Annotated in this window: 15 protein-coding genes; all 15 read right to left on the bottom strand. The window is 37.0% G+C overall.

Going from position 1 to position 19,091, the window contains the following annotated elements; all coding sequences use genetic code 11:
• Positions 1-174: 174 nt before the first annotated feature.
• The 15 genes from ACQCPR_RS06720 to dxr all read right to left on the bottom strand — a co-directional run bounded on the left by ACQCPR_RS06720 (position 175) and on the right by dxr (position 19,089).
• Positions 175-1,404 (bottom strand): M16 family metallopeptidase, encoded by a 1,230-nt coding sequence (locus tag ACQCPR_RS06720; protein ID WP_427138567.1) that lies wholly within the window; start codon positions 1,402-1,404, stop codon positions 175-177.
• A 94-nt stretch (positions 1,405-1,498) separates the two neighbouring features.
• Positions 1,499-3,619, bottom strand: coding sequence for a polyribonucleotide nucleotidyltransferase (pnp, locus tag ACQCPR_RS06715; protein WP_090562448.1), 2,121 nt, complete (start codon positions 3,617-3,619; stop codon positions 1,499-1,501).
• 155 nt (positions 3,620-3,774) lie between these two features.
• On the bottom strand, positions 3,775-4,044 hold the full coding sequence (rpsO, locus tag ACQCPR_RS06710; protein ID WP_090562453.1) for a 30S ribosomal protein S15: 270 nt from the start codon (positions 4,042-4,044) through the stop codon (positions 3,775-3,777).
• A gap of 857 nt (positions 4,045-4,901) precedes the next feature.
• Positions 4,902-5,855 carry a riboflavin biosynthesis protein RibF gene (ribF, locus tag ACQCPR_RS06705; RefSeq protein ID WP_427138566.1) on the bottom strand — a complete coding sequence of 318 codons (954 nt, stop codon included), beginning with the start codon at positions 5,853-5,855 and terminating at the stop codon, positions 4,902-4,904.
• Between the two features lies 1 nt (position 5,856).
• A complete protein-coding gene (gene truB, locus ACQCPR_RS06700; protein ID WP_427138565.1) occupies positions 5,857-6,777 on the bottom strand; it encodes a tRNA pseudouridine(55) synthase TruB in 921 nt (306 codons plus the stop codon).
• A gap of 69 nt (positions 6,778-6,846) precedes the next feature.
• The gene (rbfA, locus tag ACQCPR_RS06695; RefSeq protein WP_090562463.1) at positions 6,847-7,188 is read right to left on the bottom strand and encodes a 30S ribosome-binding factor RbfA; all 342 of its coding nucleotides are present in this window, start codon (positions 7,186-7,188) and stop codon (positions 6,847-6,849) included.
• Between the two features lie 22 nt (positions 7,189-7,210).
• On the bottom strand, positions 7,211-7,489 hold the full coding sequence (locus ACQCPR_RS06690; RefSeq protein ID WP_090562467.1) for a DUF503 domain-containing protein: 279 nt from the start codon (positions 7,487-7,489) through the stop codon (positions 7,211-7,213).
• Positions 7,489-9,855: a translation initiation factor IF-2 gene (infB, locus tag ACQCPR_RS06685; protein ID WP_427138564.1), complete on the bottom strand. Its 2,367-nt coding sequence runs from the start codon at positions 9,853-9,855 to the stop codon at positions 7,489-7,491. Before infB ends, ACQCPR_RS06690 begins: the two co-directional genes overlap by 1 nt.
• 4 nt (positions 9,856-9,859) lie before the next feature.
• The gene (locus ACQCPR_RS06680) at positions 9,860-10,180 is read right to left on the bottom strand and encodes a YlxQ family RNA-binding protein (RefSeq protein WP_090562473.1); all 321 of its coding nucleotides are present in this window, start codon (positions 10,178-10,180) and stop codon (positions 9,860-9,862) included.
• Positions 10,177-10,455: an RNase P modulator RnpM gene (gene rnpM / locus ACQCPR_RS06675; protein ID WP_427138563.1), complete on the bottom strand. Its 279-nt coding sequence runs from the start codon at positions 10,453-10,455 to the stop codon at positions 10,177-10,179. Before rnpM ends, ACQCPR_RS06680 begins: the two co-directional genes overlap by 4 nt.
• A 19-nt stretch (positions 10,456-10,474) precedes the next feature.
• Complete coding sequence (gene nusA / locus ACQCPR_RS06670; RefSeq protein ID WP_427138562.1) at positions 10,475-11,605, bottom strand: transcription termination factor NusA; 1,131 nt, start codon at positions 11,603-11,605, stop codon at positions 10,475-10,477.
• A gap of 22 nt (positions 11,606-11,627) precedes the next feature.
• Positions 11,628-12,107 (bottom strand): ribosome maturation factor RimP, encoded by a 480-nt coding sequence (gene rimP, locus ACQCPR_RS06665; RefSeq protein WP_090562482.1) that lies wholly within the window; start codon positions 12,105-12,107, stop codon positions 11,628-11,630.
• 134 nt (positions 12,108-12,241) lie between these two features.
• Positions 12,242-16,555, bottom strand: coding sequence for a PolC-type DNA polymerase III (locus tag ACQCPR_RS06660; RefSeq protein WP_427138561.1), 4,314 nt, complete (start codon positions 16,553-16,555; stop codon positions 12,242-12,244).
• Between the two features lie 74 nt (positions 16,556-16,629).
• Entirely contained in the window at positions 16,630-17,895 is a 1,266-nt protein-coding gene (gene rseP, locus ACQCPR_RS06655; RefSeq protein WP_427138560.1) for an RIP metalloprotease RseP, read from the bottom strand.
• A gap of 45 nt (positions 17,896-17,940) precedes the next feature.
• Positions 17,941-19,089, bottom strand: coding sequence for a 1-deoxy-D-xylulose-5-phosphate reductoisomerase (gene dxr, locus ACQCPR_RS06650; protein ID WP_427138559.1), 1,149 nt, complete (start codon positions 19,087-19,089; stop codon positions 17,941-17,943).
• Positions 19,090-19,091: the final 2 nt, after the last annotated feature.

Genomic DNA, 19,091 nt, shown 5'->3' with positions numbered 1-19,091 from the left:
TTATCTAAGCTATAGACTATTCTATATCTTATAGTATAGTACTACATATTATATTGATTGTAGCGGAAAGCGTCCGCCTAGAGCGAAAATCAGCAGTATTATCCATCATTCCAATTCCCATTACCCCAGTGTTCAATGACCATTTTTATATATTTCCCATATAAAAAAAGCCGATCAGTTTTGATCGACTTTTGGTATGATGATGGAAATAGCTGGTTTGTGAGAAAATGTTTCTGCAGCAAGGTCCATTACTGATTGTAATGTAACTTCATCAATTGATTCACTTACTTCATCTAATGAACGATGTTCTCCGTAGAGTAATTCATTTTTTCCGTTACGGCTCATTCTAGCATTAGAACTCTCTAATCCAAGAAGTAAATTACCTTTTAGTTGCTCTTTAGCATTAGAAACTTCTGTTTCAGTAAATCCCTTTTCAAGGACGGATTGTATCGTTTGCTGAATAGACTCTGATAGTTCTTCTAGTTGGTTGTTTGAAGTACCACCATATATAGCAAGTGCCCCTGTGTCTTCATAGGAAGAATGATAAGAATAAATAGAGTATGCGAGACCTTTTTCTTCTCTGATTTCTTGGAAAAGCCTAGAGGACATGCTACCACCCAAAATATTATTCATCACGACTAAACTATAAATATTATCAGCTTTTACGCTTAAACTTGGATAAGCTAAACAAAGATGTGCTTGCTCTGTCTCTCTAAAGTTTTCCACATGCACTGGTTTCAAATTAGGCGTTGCTACATCTATTTTCTCATTATTATTTTGGTCTAATGGACTAAATAATGTTTCAATATGCTGTATTAGTCCTTCAGGAATATTTCCTGCAACAGAAATGACTACATTTTCTGGCGTATAATGTTTTTTCATATAAGCCAAAATCTTTTCTTTTGTGAAACTATTCAACGTTTCCTCTGTTCCAAGAATAGGAGATCCTAGAGGATCATTTTCGTACATCGCTTGCCATAAATACTCGTGAACGATATCATCTGGTGTATCCTCTACCATATTAATCTCTTCAAGAACAACCTGTCTTTCTTTCTCTATTTCATTTGCATCAAATTGAGAATGAAAAAACATATCTGCAAGTATTTCTACTGCATGTTCAGCATGATGATCCAATACCTTTGCATAGTAGCACGTATTTTCTTTTGAAGTGAAGGCATTGATATTTCCACCAATACGATCGAATTCTTCTGCAATTTGCTTTGCTGTTCTCTTTTCAGTTCCTTTAAATAACATATGTTCAATGAAATGAGTTAAACCATTTTCTTCTGGCAGCTCATATCTTGACCCAGCTTGCACCCAAATCCCCACAGCTACAGAACGTACATATGGGATATGCTCAGACACAATCCGAAGCCCATTCTTACATGTAATTTTGTTTATCAAATTAACACCTCTGTTTATTCTATTCAGCTATTTAAAAAGGTTGCCGTAGCTACATGTCTACGGTCAACCTTTTATATCGTGCTGATATTGTTGATTATTTGTTTTCTTGTTGCTCAGCGCGTTCTTTTTCTTCCTTAATTACAACTTTACGAGATAAATTGACACGACCTTGATTGTCGATCTCGATTACTTTCACTAAAAGCTCATCACCTAATTTAAGGACGTCCTCTACATTTTTCGTACGTTCCTCTTGAATTTCCGAAATATGCAATAAACCATCTTTTCCTGAGAAAATCTCTACGAAGGCACCGAATTTTTCAATTCGTTTTACTTTTCCTAAGTAATATTCGCCAACCTGGGCAACTCGCACGATGTTTTCGATAATTTCTTTTGCACGTGCAATCATCTCTTCATCAGCTGAAGCGATATAAATTGTACCATCTTGCTCTGTATCAATTTTCACGCCTGTTTCATCGATAATTTTATTAATTTGTTTACCACCTGGTCCAATTACATCACGGATTTTATCCGGATTAATCTTGATAACAACAATCTTAGGCGCATATTTAGACAACTTCTCACGTGGGTCAGAAATTGTTGCAAGCATACTTTCTAAAATTTGCATACGGCCAATTTTAGCTTGTTCTAACGCTTCTTCAAGAATTGTTCTTGATAACCCATCAATTTTAATGTCCATTTGAAGTGCTGTGATTCCTTTAGATGTACCAGCTACTTTAAAGTCCATATCTCCTAGATGATCTTCCATCCCTTGAATATCCGTTAAAATTGTATAATGTTCGCCTTTTTTCACAAGTCCCATTGCAATACCCGCAACAGGTGCTTTTAAAGGAACACCTGCGTCCATCATTGCAAGAGTAGACGCACAAATACTAGCTTGTGATGTAGAACCATTAGATTCTAATACTTCAGCTACTAAACGAAGTGTATATGGAAAATCAGCTTCATCTGGAATAACTGCTTCTAAAGCACGTTCTCCTAATGCACCGTGTCCAATTTCACGACGACCTGGAGCACGTATAGGACCAGTTTCTCCAACACTAAATTGTGGGAAGTTGTAATGGTGCATGAAGCGTTTAGTTTCTTCTAGACCGATACCATCAATAATTTGAACATCACCTAGAGGTCCTAAAGTACATATACTCAAAGCTTGTGTTTGACCACGTGTAAACAATCCAGAACCATGTGTTCTAGGTAATACGCCAACTTCTGACGAAAGAGGACGGATTTCCGCTACTCCACGGCCATCAGGACGAATTTTATCTTCTGTAATCAAACGACGAACTTCGTCTTTTACCATTGCGTCTAAAATTTCACGCACTTGTTTCAACGTTTCGTCAGTAGCTTCTTTTTCTGTGTATTGTTCTAAAACTTCTGTTTTTACTTCAGTAATAGCATCTTCACGAGCATGCTTTTCTTGTACTTGAATTGCTTGTACAAGTTTTACTTCGCAAATGCCCTTCACTTCTTCGAAAAGCTCTTTATCCAACTCAAACAGAGGAATATCTTTTTTCGCTTTTCCAACTTCAGCTACTACTTTTTCTTGGAATTCGATTAACTTGATAATTTCATTATGACCAAACATAATTGCTTCAAGAACCGTTTCCTCTGAAACTTCTTTTGCTCCAGCTTCAACCATGTTGATAGCGTCTTTTGTTCCAGCAACAGTAAGATCTAAAGTACTCTTCTCCATTTGCTCAACTGTGGGATTAATAATTAGTTCTTCGCCAATTAACCCAACTTGTGCACCTGCAATTGGTCCATCAAATGGAATGTCTGAAACGCTAAGAGCTAAAGAAGACCCTAACATTGCTGCCATCTCTGAAGAACAGTTTTGGTCAACAGACATAACGATTGAAATAACTTGTACCTCGTTACGGAATCCATCAGGGAATAAAGGACGAATTGGACGGTCAATTAAACGACTAGTTAAGATTGCACGTTCCGATGGACGCCCTTCACGCTTAATAAATCCACCTGGTATTTTTCCTACAGCGTAAAGTTTTTCCTCATAGTTAACTGTTAATGGGAAGAAGTCTAAATTCTTAGGGTTCTTCGACGCAGTTGCTACAGATAATACAGTTGTATCTCCGTATCTTACTAAAACTGCTCCGTTCGCTTGTTTTGCAAGTTGTCCTATTTCTACTTGCAACGGGCGTCCTGCCCATTCGTACGTAAATACTTTCTTTTCACTCATGTAATCTGGACTCCTCTCGACTTCAAAAACTCCTTAAAAAAAGGGTATATAATGGTTATATGTATCATAAGTAGTGTATCAAAAATCTTTCAACTATGCGAAGTTTTTTATGCAAAAGAAAAAGCGGGATAAATCCCGCTTTCCTAAATCGAATCTTATCGACGTAATCCAAGTTTTGCGATTAGATCACGGTAACGTGATACTTCGTTTTCACGTAAGTATTTTAACAAGTTACGACGACGTCCAACCATTTTGAATAGACCACGACGTGAGTGATGATCTTTCTTATGAGTACGTAAATGTTCGTTTAAAGAGTTAATCTCTTCTGTAAGAATTGCGATTTGAATATCAGCAGATCCAGTATCACTTTCGTGAGTTCTGTACTCAGCGATTAGTTCATTTTTGCGTTCTTGTGTAATTGCCATGTTGTTTTCCTCCTAAATTCTAGTTATCCCCTAATCCTGAGCAATCGTTGGAGAATCGAAAAAGCCAAGGAAAGGTTAAGTACAGTATTGTACTTATAAAGATTATCATAAAAAGTTTAGTGAAGCAACTAATTAGTAATAGAGAAAATTAATGATTCTTGTAAAAATCTGAGAAATTTTTATGTCATTGCACTAAAAATCTATATATTAATTCTCTGATTCCCGTTCCATACGGACGCTTTCCGCGGGCGAGTAAGTCGAGCCTCCTCGCTCTACTCGCTGTGGGGTCTCGACTTACTCGCCGTTCCCGGTGGAGTCGCCGCATTGCACTCCAATCATTATGTGGGCAGTACTAATTATGGAGATTGAATACAGAACCTTTAATAAAAACTATCACTATCATTTTGACAAGCGTATTGAAAACTTCAAATTATTAAATAGAAATTGAACTCTATTAATGGACGTAACTTCTGAGTAGAACAACCGGGAGTGCACAAAATAATACGTTAATTTTACCAGAACTTTCCGATCCATAAATATTGATTATATCATGGGATTTTTCACTACACTAAATTAGACCAATTTCTATGATCTAAGCGATAGACTGTGCTCTATATATGTTGAATGATACTCACTTCCTTGATTGTAGCGGAAGGCGGCGACTCCAGTGGGATTAGCTTGAGCTGAAGACCCCGCAGGAGTGCAGCGACGAGGAGGCTAAAGCCAAGTCCACGGAAAGCGTCCGCCTGAAGCGAAAATCCGTATCTTTTTTCATTCTTTTAAGTCCCTTAAAACCAATATTCACATGACTGTTTTAAAAAAGCTACCGAAATTAAACTTCGGTAGCAAATCTATTATCAGTCATCTTCTTTTTTAAAGAACTCAATTGCAACTTGCTTGTCTTTTCCGATTTGTTCTTTTAACTCATCAATTCCATTGAACTTTTGTTCTGATCTAATGCGCTTATACCAAAGGACCGTTACTTCTTCACCGTAAATAGATTGATCAAAGTTAAAAATATGTACTTCAATTGAAAGCTTTTTCTCTTCGGGATTATTAAATGTTGGTTTATAGCCTACATTACATACACCTTCATGCCAAGTCTCCTGAACACAAATTTTAACTGCATAAACCCCAATTGCAGGTGTAAATTGCCCCTCAGATGGTTCGACATTTGCCGTTGGGAAGTTAATAGTTCTTCCTCTTTTGTCTCCATGTATAACTACCCCTGTTAACTTAAAGGGTCTCCCTAATAATTCCTTTACTTGCTCCATATTACCAACAGTTAGCTCTGATCTAATACGAGTTGAGCTAATCTTGTCACCAACTAACTCCTTTTTATCTACAACTGATACTTTAAATTTACTATCAGAAAGAAGCTCCATATCTTTCATAGTTCCTTTTCCAAAAGCTCCAAATGAGAAATCAAAACCTGCTGTAACATGCTTAACATTTGCTTGTACAATAAAAAATTCGATAAATTGCTCTGGTGTTAATTTTGCAAAGTCGGAAGTAAACCGAACAACAAAAACCGCGTCCACTCCCAAGTTTTTCAAAATTTCTAATTTTTCTTGAAGAGGTGTTATATAAAATACTTTTTCTTTTCTACCGCCTAACACTAATGAAGGATGGGGATCAAAGGTCATAACTGCCGTTTTAATATTTAACTCTTTTCCTCTATTAAGCGCTTCTTGAATTACTGCTTGGTGACCATTATGCACACCATCGAAAAATCCAATAGCCATAGAATATGCTTCGTTTGATTTATTGTTAAATAAATGATTGGGATAAGCTAAGTGATGTACGTCCATATTAATCTCCTTTTTCAGATGAAAACATTTTTTCTGGTTTCATCATACCATTTTTTGTTGGATGTTTAATATAAACTGCAATCGGATTCTCCAGCAATAAAAATACTACTTTCTCGTTTTCAGCTAGTAATGGATGGATTTCTACTACTTGTCCATTCGTAATACTCTTTATGTTTTCATCATTCACTTCAAGTGTTGGCCAACCCGATAATGCATCTTTTAAAGGGAGTAATGTATCTGCCAAAGTTTGTTCATTAACAGCTTTCTGTACATTGGTTAAAGTTAGGCATTGAGCTTTAGTAAAGCTTCCTGAAGAAGTTCTAACCAAAGACGACATATGTGCAGGATAACCAAGAAGTTCACCAATTTGAACAGCAAGTGTTCGGATATAGGTTCCTTTTCCACAGTCAATTTCTATGTTAAAGGTAACCTCCTTGCCTGAAAAAGTAGCTGCATCATCCAATAAGTTAATATTATGAATCATCACTTTCCTACTTGGACGTTCTACTTCTTTTCCTTCACGGGCATATTCATACAACTTTTTCCCGTTCACTTTGACTGCTGAATACATAGGAGGAATTTGAGTAATTTCTCCTGTTAACTCTTCTAGTACACCTAAAATTTGTTCACGGGAAAAAGATTTTAGGCTAGAGTCATTTTCTACTATATCTCCATCTGCATCTTCAGTCGTCGTTGATGTACCAATAGAAATAGTAGCTACATACGTTTTTCCTTGATCCATTATGTATTCAGACACCTTAGTAGCTTGCCCTAAACAAATGGGTAAAACTCCCTCAACACTAGGATCCAATGTTCCTGTATGTCCAATTCGTTTCATTTTTAGTATTTTTCTAAGTTTAAATACACAATCGTGTGAAGTCATTCCTTTTTCTTTCCATAAAGGCAATATTCCTTCGTACATTAGTTCACCCCCGGTATATAACAAAGAAGTCTGCTTCAGTAAAATAAGCAGACTTCTTTGTTTGTTTTATTACTCAGATGGTTTATTAATTTGTCTTAATAAATCATCAATACGATTACCATAAGCTGCAGATTCATCATATTCAAAGATTAGTTCAGGCGTAATACGTAAGCGAATACGCTGCCCAATTTCCGAACGAATAAATCCTTTCGCTTTTTCTAATGCTTTTAAAGTATCAGCACGGTTTCCTTCAAGGACTGTAATGTAAATAGTCGCTTGTTGTAAATCACCAGTAACAGCTACATCTGTTACTGTGATAAAACCGATACGTGGGTCCTTTAACTTACGTCCGATTATTTCGCCCAACTCTTTTTTCATTTGTTCAGCAACTCGGTTAGCACGCATTGACATGATCGCTACACCTCATTTTCATTTATAAATATTCTTTACTTATATTAATGCATTCCCATTCAGGATTAGATTCGAGAAAACGGATGGCGTTCATAAGCTCTCGTTCTGCTGCATCTTTTTGCGAGGCAATTGAAACGATTCCTATAGTAGTACGCTGCCATGTATCTTGATGATCTAATTCTGAAATAGAAACATTATACTTCTGTTTTGTTCTAGTGAGCATTCGTTGAAGGACTGCTCGCTTTTCTTTTAAAGAATGTGCAGTAGGAATGAGAAATTCGCAATCTGCATATACAATCATTATCGTTTAATTTCTTCCATGATATACGCCTCTACGATATCGCCTTCTTTGATATCATTAAAGCCTTTAATAGTGATACCACATTCATATCCTTTAGCAACCTCTTTTGCATCATCCTTGAAGCGTTTTAGTGTATCAAGTTCACCTTCAAAAATAACGATTCCGTCACGAATGACACGAACACCACTATCTCTAGAAATTTTACCCTCTGTAACATAAGAACCAGCAATCGTACCAACTTTAGATACTTTGAAAGTTTCACGAACTTCCGCTTGACCGATGATTTTTTCTTGGAATTCTGGGTCAAGAAGTCCCTTCATCGCATATTCAATTTCTTCGATTACTTTATAGATAATACGGTGCAGACGAATATCTACGCCTTCTTGATCTGCCATACGTTTAGCATTTGTATCTGGACGTACGTTAAAACCAATAACAATTGCATTCGATGCAGCTGCTAAGCTAATATCTGATTCCGTAATAGCTCCTGCTCCAGTGTGAATGATGCGGACATTAACACCTTCAACATCAATTTTCATAAGGGAAGCAGCCATAGCTTCAACAGTACCTTGAACGTCTGCTTTAACGATTAAGTTTAACTCTTTCATTTCACCTTGTTTCATTTGATCAAATAAATTGTCTAATGTCACACGAGTTTTTTCTGAACGTTGAGTTACTTGAGCTTCTGATGCACGAGATTCTCCAACTTGACGAGCTGTTTTTTCATCTTCAAATACGACAAAACGATCACCCGCTTGAGGTACTTCGTTTAAACCAGTAATCTCTACCGGCGTAGATGGACCTGCCTCTTTCACACGACGACCAAGATCATTAACCATTGCTCTTACACGGCCAAATGCATGACCAACAACGATAGGATCTCCAACTTTTAACGTACCATCTTGAACTAACAATGTAGCAACAGAACCTCTACCCTTGTCAAGTTGTGCTTCAATTACAGTTCCTAATGCAAGGCGATTTGGATTTGCTTTTAACTCTCCAACCTCAGACACAAGTAATACCATTTCTAATAGATTTTCGATTCCTTCACCTTTAAGGGCTGAAATTGGCACGAAGATTGTTTCTCCACCCCATGCTTCTGGAACTAATCCATGCTCAGTTAACTCTTGCATAACACGGTCAGGGTTAGCAGATGGTTTATCCATCTTATTAACTGCAACGATAATTGGAACCTCAGCTGCTTTAGCATGGTTAATGGCTTCTACAGTTTGAGGCATAACACCATCATCTGCTGCAACTACCAGAATCGTAATATCCGTAATTTTCGCACCACGTGCACGCATTGTTGTAAATGCAGCATGTCCTGGTGTATCTAAAAACGTAATCTTTTTGTCATTATCAATAATCTGGTAGGCACCGATATGTTGAGTAATACCGCCTGCTTCCCCTGCAGTTACTTTTGTATTACGGATTGAGTCAAGAAGGGTTGTTTTACCATGGTCAACGTGCCCCATAATTGTAACCACTGGTGGACGCTCCGATTGCTTAGTACTGTCTTCTGGAGTAGGATCGAAGTGAACTTCTAAATCAGTAATATCGATTCGAATTTCTTCTTCCACTTCTACACCATAGTCTGCACAAATAAGTTCGATTGCATCCTTATCTAACACTTGATTTATTGTCGCCATTACGCCAAGTAGGAATAACTTTTTGATGATTTCTGCTGGTTCACGACCAATTTTTTTCGAAAGTTCTAGAACAGTTAAAGAATCGGTAAACGTAATTTTCTCTGGAAGTTCGCGTTCTTTTCTTGGTACTGGTGGTTGAACTGGTGTAGTAGGACCTTTTCTACGTTTTTGGAATTTTTGACCAGGTCTATTACCACCTGGACGATTTTGACCACCCGGACGATAAGCACCAGCCGGAGCTTTGTTGTTAGTAAATGTCTTTTTAGGTTGGTTATTACTTCCTTGTGTGCTACTAGCTTGCGTATTAGTACCTGATGTACCAGGTTTTGTATTCGATTGGTTAGCAGGTCTAGATTGTCCTTGTGACGCTGGTCTTTGTTGACCTTGGTTAGCTGGTCTCGACTGTCCTTGTGATGTAGGTCTTTGTTGACCTTGGTTAGACGGTCTCGACTGTCCTTGTGATGAAGACCTTTGCTGTTGACCTTGATTAGTTGGTCTTGATTGATTTTGTTGTACTGGTTTTGACGATGTTTGTGCAGGTTTAGCTGTTTGCTGTGTAGACTTTTTATAAATACCATCAAGCTTTTTGATAGCTTCACCTTCAAGTGTTGACATATGATTCGTTACTTGAATATTCATCTTTCCTAGTTGCTCAATAACTTCTTTACTTGATTTATCTATTTGTTTCGCGTATTCATGAACTCTGATTTTAGTCATTAGCTCACCCCCGGTTATATTCGTTGAGAAGGCCGGACAGTTTTTTAGCGAAACCGTCATCCATAATGGCTATTGCCACCCTGGCCTCTTTTCCCGTCGCATGTCCGAGATCGTGCCGGTCTCCAAAGACATGCAGCTCAACGTTAAAAGATGCACATTTATCGTTAATTTTTTTTGCTGTATTTTTAGAAGCATCATTCGATAAAACAACTAGTTTTGCCTTTTGGCTTCTTATTTCTTTAACTACTAATTCTTCACCAGTTATTGTCTTTCTTGCTCGAGTCGCTAAACCCAATAGATTAGATATTTGTTCTCCTAATGTCATTTGAGTTTTTCTCTTTCAATAATGACGATTAACTGATCGTATATTTCATTTGGAATTGGTGCTTCTAAATGAGTGCCTAATGAATTTTTCTTGTTCGCTTGGTTTACCGCTTCGATAGATTTAGATACATAAGCTCCACGACCTGATTTTTTACCAGTTAGGTCCACAGATACTTCTCCTTCTTTCGAACGGACGATACGAATCATTTCTTTTTTCGGAAACATTTCACCAGTAGCAACACATTTACGTAACGGTATTTTCTTTTGAACCGCCATACAAAATCACCATCCTTGCTTATTCTTCTTTATAAAAATCGAAATCATCCAATTCTTCTTCATCCAAGTTTTCTATTATAAGTTGTGGAGAATTTTCATTTGGATAAATTCCAAGTTCTCTTGCATCTGTTTCACTTTTAATATCAATCTTCCAACCAGTTAGTTTTGCTGCAAGACGAGCATTTTGACCTCTTTTGCCAATTGCAAGTGATAGCTGATAATCTGGAACTACAACAGTTGTAGATTTTTCTTCTTCATTTACTTGAACGTCGATTACTTTAGAAGGACTTAGTGCATTTGCTACAAACACTACCGGATCTTCAGACCATTCAACTATGTCAATTTTCTCTCCACTTAGCTCATTCACAATTGTTTGTACTCGAGCTCCTTTTGCACCAACACAAGAACCAACTGGATCTATTTCATCATTATGTGCAAAAACAGAAATTTTAGAGCGGTCCCCTGCTTCACGAGCAATAGACTTAATCTCGACAATACCTTCAAAGATTTCTGGTACTTCCATTTCAAACAGGCGACGAAGTAAGCCTGGGTGTGTTCTAGAAACGAATACTTGAGGACCACGTGTTGTGCGTTCTACTTTTGTAATATACACTTTTATGCGTTCATGAGGTCGGTATGTCTCTGTTTGAATTTGTTCATTCGCAGGTAGTACTGCCTCTACTTTTCCTAATCCCACGTATATATTTCGTGCATCTAATCGTTCCACAATACCATTTACGATATCATCTTCACGATCCACATATTCTTCGTAAATAAGACCACGTTCAGCTTCACGGACACGTTGAGTTACAACTTGTTTAGCTGTTTGAGCAGCAATACGACCAAAATTACGCGGAGTTACTTCCTCTTCCACTACATCACCAATTGCATAATGTGGGTTTATAACCCGAGCATCCTCTAAAGAAATTTGCAAGCGATCGTCCGCAACTTCTTCTACTACATCTTTTCTTGAATAAACCAGCATAGTACCAGTAGCTAAGTTAATATCCACTCGAACATTTTGGGCTTGGTTAAAATTTCTTTTGTAAGCTGTCACTAAAGCAGCTTCTATTGCTTCTATTAAAACATCTCTTGAAATTCCCTTTTGTTGTTCGAGCGCAGTTAACGCGTCTAATAATTCACTACTCACTGCTTTCACTCCTCCATATACGTTATGCAGAGAAATCAATTGCTAAACGAGCAAGCGCAATTTTCTCTTTTTCAATTTGAATTTTAACTCTTCTAGTTTTAACTCGTACTTCAATTAATGCGCCTTCTTCTATTGAATATGAAAGTAATGTCCCTTCAAATTCCTTTGCCCCGTTCACTGGTTCGTATGTTTTGATATAAACATATTTACCAATTGCCTTCGTAAAGTCAGCATCTTTTTTCAAAGGTCGTTCTGCTCCAGGAGAAGAAACCTCTAAAAAGTAATTTTCCGATATCGGATCTTCTACATCTAGCTTTTCACTTAACTTTTCACTAACCTGAGCGCATTGTTCAATATCTATACCGCCAGTTGGAGTATCGATATAAATACGTAAAAACCAATCTCGGCCTTCTTTTACATATTCTATATCTACAAGATCTAAATTTAACTCTTGTAAAATAGGCGATACAAGCTCTTCAATTTTACTTGTAATATTACTCATATAAGCCTCCTACACAACAATGATTTTCTATATAACAACAGAAAAGAGCGGGAAATCCCACTCTTTCGTCACAGAACTATGAAACATTGGTAGTTTTATATTACCATACATCATGTAGCCTTGCAAATTTCCTACTAAAACAGTGAAAGCTGATTGGCATCTGGTAACCCTTCTAAACAGCCCATCGTATCCATATAATCGATGATTGTCTTCGACACTTTACCTCTCTGCTGAAGGTCTTCCTTCGATAAAAATTCACCATCAATTCTTGCTTTAGCAATTTGGAAAGCAACATTTGTGCCTAATCCTGGTATCGAATTAAAAGGAGGAATTAACGTATTTCCTTCAATTTTAAATTCATTGGCATGCGATTTGTATAAATCCACTTTTTGGATTTTAATACCTCTTTCGGACATTTCAAGCGCAATTTCTAGCACCGTTGATAAACTCTTTTCCTTTGGAGATGCTTCCAAACCCTTCGCATTTATTTCATCTAATTTAGCACGAATTGTATGAGAACCATTAACCATAGAGATTAAGTCAAAATCAGATGCTCTTACTGTCAAATACGCTGCATAATATAGTATGGGGTAATGAACTTTAAAATATGCAATACGAACAGCCATTAAAACATACGCGGCAGCATGGGCTTTCGGGAACATGTATTTAATTTTTTTACAGGATTCAATATACCAATTGGCAACTCCCTGTTTCTTCATCTCTGCTTCAAATTCTGGAGTAAGTCCTTTCCCTTTCCGGACGGACTCCATGATCTTAAACGCTAAAGAAGGCTCTAACCCTTGATAGATCAAATAAACCATAATATCATCTCGGCATCCAATTACGTCGGAAAGCTGACAGGTGCCAGCTTGGATCAGTTCCTGAGCATTTCCAAGCCATACATCTGTACCGTGAGATAACCCAGATATTTGGACTAACTCAGAAAATGTAGATGGCTTTGTTTCTTCTAGCATTTGACGAACAAAACGAGTTCCGAATTCCGGAATTCCTAATGTACCTGTTTTACAGTCAATTTGCTCTTCCGTTACACCTAACGATGCCGTTCCACTAAATATCTTCATTACTTCTGGATCATCAGTTGGAATTGTTTTTGGATCAATACCAGATAGATCTTGAAGCATACGTATAACAGTAGGATCATCGTGCCCCAGAATATCTAGTTTTAACAAATTATCATGAATGGAATGGAAATCAAAATGAGTTGTTTTCCATTCGGAGTCTTGGGCATCTGCAGGAAACTGTATTGGTGTAAAATCATATATATCCATATAGTCTGGAACAACAATAATACCACCTGGATGCTGACCAGTGTTTCGCTTAACTCCAGTACAGCCCTGTACTAAACGATCGATTTCCGCACCACGAAGAGCTATATTATTATCATTCATATAGCCTCTGACATATCCATAGGCTGTTTTTTCAGCTACGGTTCCAATTGTACCAGCACGAAATACATAATCCTCGCCGAATAATTCCTTCGTATAATTATGTGCAATAGGTTGATACTCACCGCTAAAGTTTAAATCTATGTCGGGTACTTTATCTCCTTTGAATCCTAGGAAAGTTTCAAACGGAATATCTTGTCCATCTTTTACATAAGGAGTATCACATTTAATACAATTTTTGTTTGGTAAGTCGAAGCCAGAACCTACTGACCCGTCCTGGAAAAACTCTGAATGTTGACAACTAGGACATACATAATGAGGTGGTAACGGGTTTACTTCTGTAATTTCAGTCATTGTTGCTACAAGAGAAGAACCTACCGAACCCCTCGAACCAACCAAATAACCATCATTTAATGATTTTTTTACTAATTTATGAGAAATCAAATAAATAACAGCAAAACCATGACCTATAATGGATTTTAGCTCTTTCTCAATTCGTGCTTCAACTATTTCAGGCAATTGTTCCCCATAGATTTCTTTGGCTTTAGAATAAGTAAGAGTTCTTACTTCCTCATCTGCTCCTTCAATCTTAGGTGTATATAAATCATCTTTTATTGGTTTAATGTCTTCAAGTGAATCTGCTATTTTTTGAGGATTAGTAATTACAATCTCTTTTGCCAGGTCTTCTCCAAGAAACGCAAAGGAATCTAACATTTCATTGGTCGTACGGAAATGTACTTTAGGTAGCCCATGACGATTCAATGGATTGGCCCCACCTTGTGAGTTTACTAATATTTTTCTAAAAATAGCGTCATTTTCATGCAAGTAATGCACATTACCGGTTGCTGCAACTGGTAAATTTAATTTTTTACCAAGTTTAACCATTTTACGTATGATATCTTCTAAATTCCATTCATCTCTAACTAATTCTACTTCGATTAAATGTGCGTACACCTCTTTAGGATGTATTTCTAAATAATCATAGAACTGAGCAATCTCTTCTACTTGTTCTAATGGTTTTTGCATGAGTCCCTCAAAAACTTCTCCTTTATCGCATCCCGATCCAATGATTAGACCTTCTCTATGTTTTTGAAGTACAGATCTTTTTAATCTTGGTACACGATAGAATGTAGTAGTATGAGCAAGGGATACTAATTTAAACAGGTTTTTTAAACCTATTTCATTTTTAGCTAAAATTGTACAATGAGTTGGCCTAGCTCGTTTATAAGAGTCACCTTGTCCAATATGCTTGTTAAAATCATCGTGGTATACTATTTTGTGTTCTTCTGCTTCTTTTAATAAATGAAGCAATAAATAACCTGTTGCTTCGCAGTCAAAGATTGCACGGTGGGCTTGTGTGAGCTCAATATTGAATTTTTTAGTTAGAGTTCCAAGTCGATGGGACTTCATCTCTGGATGTAAAAACCGAGCAAGTTCCAAAGTGTCTATAACTGGGTGATTGAAATGATCTATGCCAGTTCTACGATATCCCTCGTACAAGAATCCCATATCAAAAGATGCATTATGTGCAACAATAATGCCATCTCCAATAAACTCATAAAAGTCTTTAATAACCTGTTCTATCTCAGGTGCATTTCGAACCATTTCATCTGTAATTCCAGTTAACTCAATGGTTGTTGCAGAAAGTGCATGGTGTGGATTTACAAATCGTTCAAACTTATCTATTATATTGCCGTTTTGCATTTTAACAGCGGCCAATTCAATTATTTTATCGTAAGTGGCAGATAACCCTGTAGTTTCAACGTCAAATACAATATAGACAGCATCTTCTAATGCAGTATGTTGCTCATCATAAGCAATAGGAACCCCATCATGTACAAGATTCGCTTCTAATCCATATAGAATTTTAATGCCATTCTTTTTCCCAGCAGCATATGCCTCTGGAAATGACTGCAAATTAGCATGATCAGTAATAGCTATAGCCTTATGCCCCCATTTAGCTGCTTGCGAAACTAATGATGAAACTGAAGAAACAGCATCCATTTGACTCATCGGAGTATGAAGATGTAATTCTACTCGTTTTTCTTTCGCTGTATCCATTCGGACCATCGGATTTATCTCGTTCATATCTTGTGCCATAATGATTAAATCTCGTACAAATGTATCGTTTTGCACTGAGCCTCTAACCTTTATCCACATACCTCTCTGCAGTCGTTCCATCATTTGGGCATCTTCTTTATCTCTAGAGAACATCTTCACTAATATGGAGTCTGTATAATCGGTAACTTTTGCAGTTAGAAGTGAACGGCCACTTCGCAACTCTTTAACTTCTACATCGAATACAAATCCTTCAATCGTCACTCTACGTTCTTCATCCTGGATTGTTTTTATATCGATAATAGGCTCATCTTTTTTAAGCGGTACCCCCAGTTGGAAAGGTCCGTCTGTATTTTGGTTTCCATTTTCCTGTCTATTTTGATCGCGTTTTTGCATATCTTCTAACGCTTTTTGACCAAGCATCTCTTCTTCTAAACGGCGTTGTTCTAGAAACTCCATCTGAGCTTTAGCTATTGCTTCAGTATCTTCTACTAAACGGAAGTCGAAGGCTATTTTAGGAAATCCAAACCCGACATATACATTCGATAATTGTTCGATATATTTCTTTTTAAACGTACGTAATTCAATCTCCTGTCCACAGGTTAAATGAATCATCTGGCCGTTCCATTCAGGTTGTTGTTTTAATAAGCGCTCTTTTAAAGGTGGAGCCATATCACTTAACTCTTTAAGAACTAACGGCCAATATTGATTGATCAACTCCTGTGAAACATCTTTTCCATCACTTTTAATAGTTAGCAATATATTAGCTATACCAGAAAACTTTTCTATTAGCCTTGTTTGGAGTATCGTAAATACATCTATAGGTAGTATAGCCTCTAATTGAATTTGAAAATCCCATTGTCTATTTTTCTTATGTACAGTGAATCGATCAATCGAAGCATGTTCAAAATGCTTTACGAAAGAATCCTCTGTTAAATCGAGCTGTTGCAATAACAAATGCATCCTCATTTTCCCGTCATCCATAACTCTTACCCCTCCTTACTCCAAAGATAAAGGAAGGAAGTTCAGATAGTTGAACTTCCCCCCCTTTAGAATTTTTACCCATTAAAGAAAAACCTTTGTATGTCATTCCATGTAACGACAACCATTAATACCATGAGCAGCATAATCCCTACAAAGTGGACCATACCTTCTTTTTGTTTATCTACCGGTTTCCCTCGTAAAGCTTCAAACAAGAAGAATAACAATCTACCTCCATCTAATGCTGGTAATGGCAACAGGTTCATAATACCAAGATTTATACTAAGTATTGCAGCCCAGTGCATTAAATTGTATACACCATATTGAGCAACTTTTTCTGTCGCTTTATATATACCTACTGGCCCTGATAAATCATCAATGGAGAAATTACCAGTTATTAATGTACCGAGTATCGTAAATATACGTTTAGTCCATTCATATGTCTGTTCTGCTCCAAAGACAACTGCCTTAGCGGGATTCTTTTCCATAGGACTAGTGTATGTAACACCAATTTGTCCAACTTTTTCTTTCTTTACTACCGCTTCATTTGGTGTCATAGATAGATTTACTTCTTGTCCATCACGTTCAACTGTAAATTCCATCAGTTCATTTGAACTAACCTTCACTTTTTCTGATAGTTCATCCCATGTAGTAATTGAAGTTCCATCTATTTTGGTAACTAAATCACCGTCTTGCATACCTGCTTTTTCGGCAGGACTGTCTTTAACAACCGTAGTTATAACAGGTTCATATGTTGGTAATCCTTGGAACAAACCAAGTGCTAAGAAAATGAAAAAGGATAGGATAAAGTTAAATAGTGGTCCTGCAAAAATAGTCATCGTACGTTGTCCAACTGACTTGGAACCGAATTGACGATCTGCAGGTGCAATTATTGTTTCATTGCCTTTTTCATTGATGACAGCATTTCGCGCTACCTTATATCGCACTAACTTTTCTTCTTCATTGTATCCTTCTATAAACATTTTATCTGTTAAATTAGATCTTTCTACTTCTAAAAATAACATATCTGGAAACTGTTTGTTTTGATTTAATAAAATTTGATCGATTTCATCTAAATCATTCAAATGTATACCTAAACGAAAACCTGGCTGTAGTTCAACGGAGTCCATATCTTCCCCGGCCATACGGACATATCCACCAATTGGCAATAAGCGCAGTGTATAAAGAGTCTCGCCTTTTGTATATCCAAAGATTTTAGGTCCCATACCAATCGCAAACTCACGGACCATAATTCCTGCTCTTTTAGCAAAGATAAAATGCCCTAGCTCATGGAAAAATACAATACTTCCAAATATAATTATAAACGCAATGGCTGTCTCCATTATATCCCACCTTTAGTTTCTAGCTGATTATGCTTTCACATCTCATCATTTTACCATGTTCTCAACGGATTTTCTTGTTTTTGCATCTACATGTAGAATTGTTTCCAAATCTGGATCTGAAAGGTTCTCATGCTCATTCATTGCTCGTTCAATTAACTCATCAATTGTTAAGAAGCCAATTTTTTGTTGTAAAAACAAAGATACAGCTGCTTCATTTGCAGCATTTAGCACCGTTGTCATTGTACCACCTGCTCGTCCTGCATCTATAGCCAATTTCAATGCATGATAACGCGTGTAATCCATCTCTTCAAAATTTAATTTCCCTATTTGAGCTAGATTAAGACGCGGTGCATTTTGTCTTGTCAATCTCTCTGGATAAGACAATGCATATTGAATTGGTACACGCATATCCGGTGTTCCTAGCTGTGCAATAACACTAGTATCTTGGAATTCAACCATCGAATGGATAATACTTTCTCGGTGAAGCAACACTTCAATGTCATCATAAGCAATATCAAAAAGTACTTTCGCCTCGATTACTTCCAGACCTTTGTTCATCATCGTGGCTGAATCAATCGTAATTTTCGAACCCATCGACCAGTTCGGATGATTAAGTGCATCCTGTACTGTTACATTTTTTAGTTCATCCCGTGTACGATCACGAAAACTTCCACCCGATGCAGTAATTATTAGCTTTGCAATTTCCGATCGTTTTTCTCCGTTCATTGCTTGAAATAATGCTGAATGCTCACTGTCTACTGGTAGAATAGGTACATTATATTCCTTTGCAGCTTTCATTACTAAGTGACCTGCAGTTACTAGCGTCTCTTTATTAGCAATTGCAATTGTTATTCCTTGTTTGATAGCTTCTAATGTTGGTCTTAAACCCACACTACCTAATACTGCATTCACTAAGACATCCGCATCAGCATGGGCAGCAACTTGTACTAATCCATGGTCACCAAAAACTATTTCGATTTGAGGAAACTCTTTTCGCAATTGATTGGCATCCTCTTCGGATAAAACAGAAACTAAAGGAACAGCAAAGTCTCGAATTATTTGCTTTGTAGTTTCTATATTTTTCCCCGCTGAAAATGCTACTAGTTGGAACTGTTCTGGATGTTCTTTTATTATATCCAGTGTTTGTATCCCGATAGAACCAGTGGCTCCTAATAAACTTATTCTTTTCACCATGA

The organism is Psychrobacillus psychrodurans (assembly GCF_050209195.1).
Lineage (GTDB): Bacteria > Bacillota > Bacilli > Bacillales_A > Planococcaceae > Psychrobacillus > Psychrobacillus psychrodurans.
This window is presented reverse-complemented; position numbering and strand designations above follow the sequence as displayed.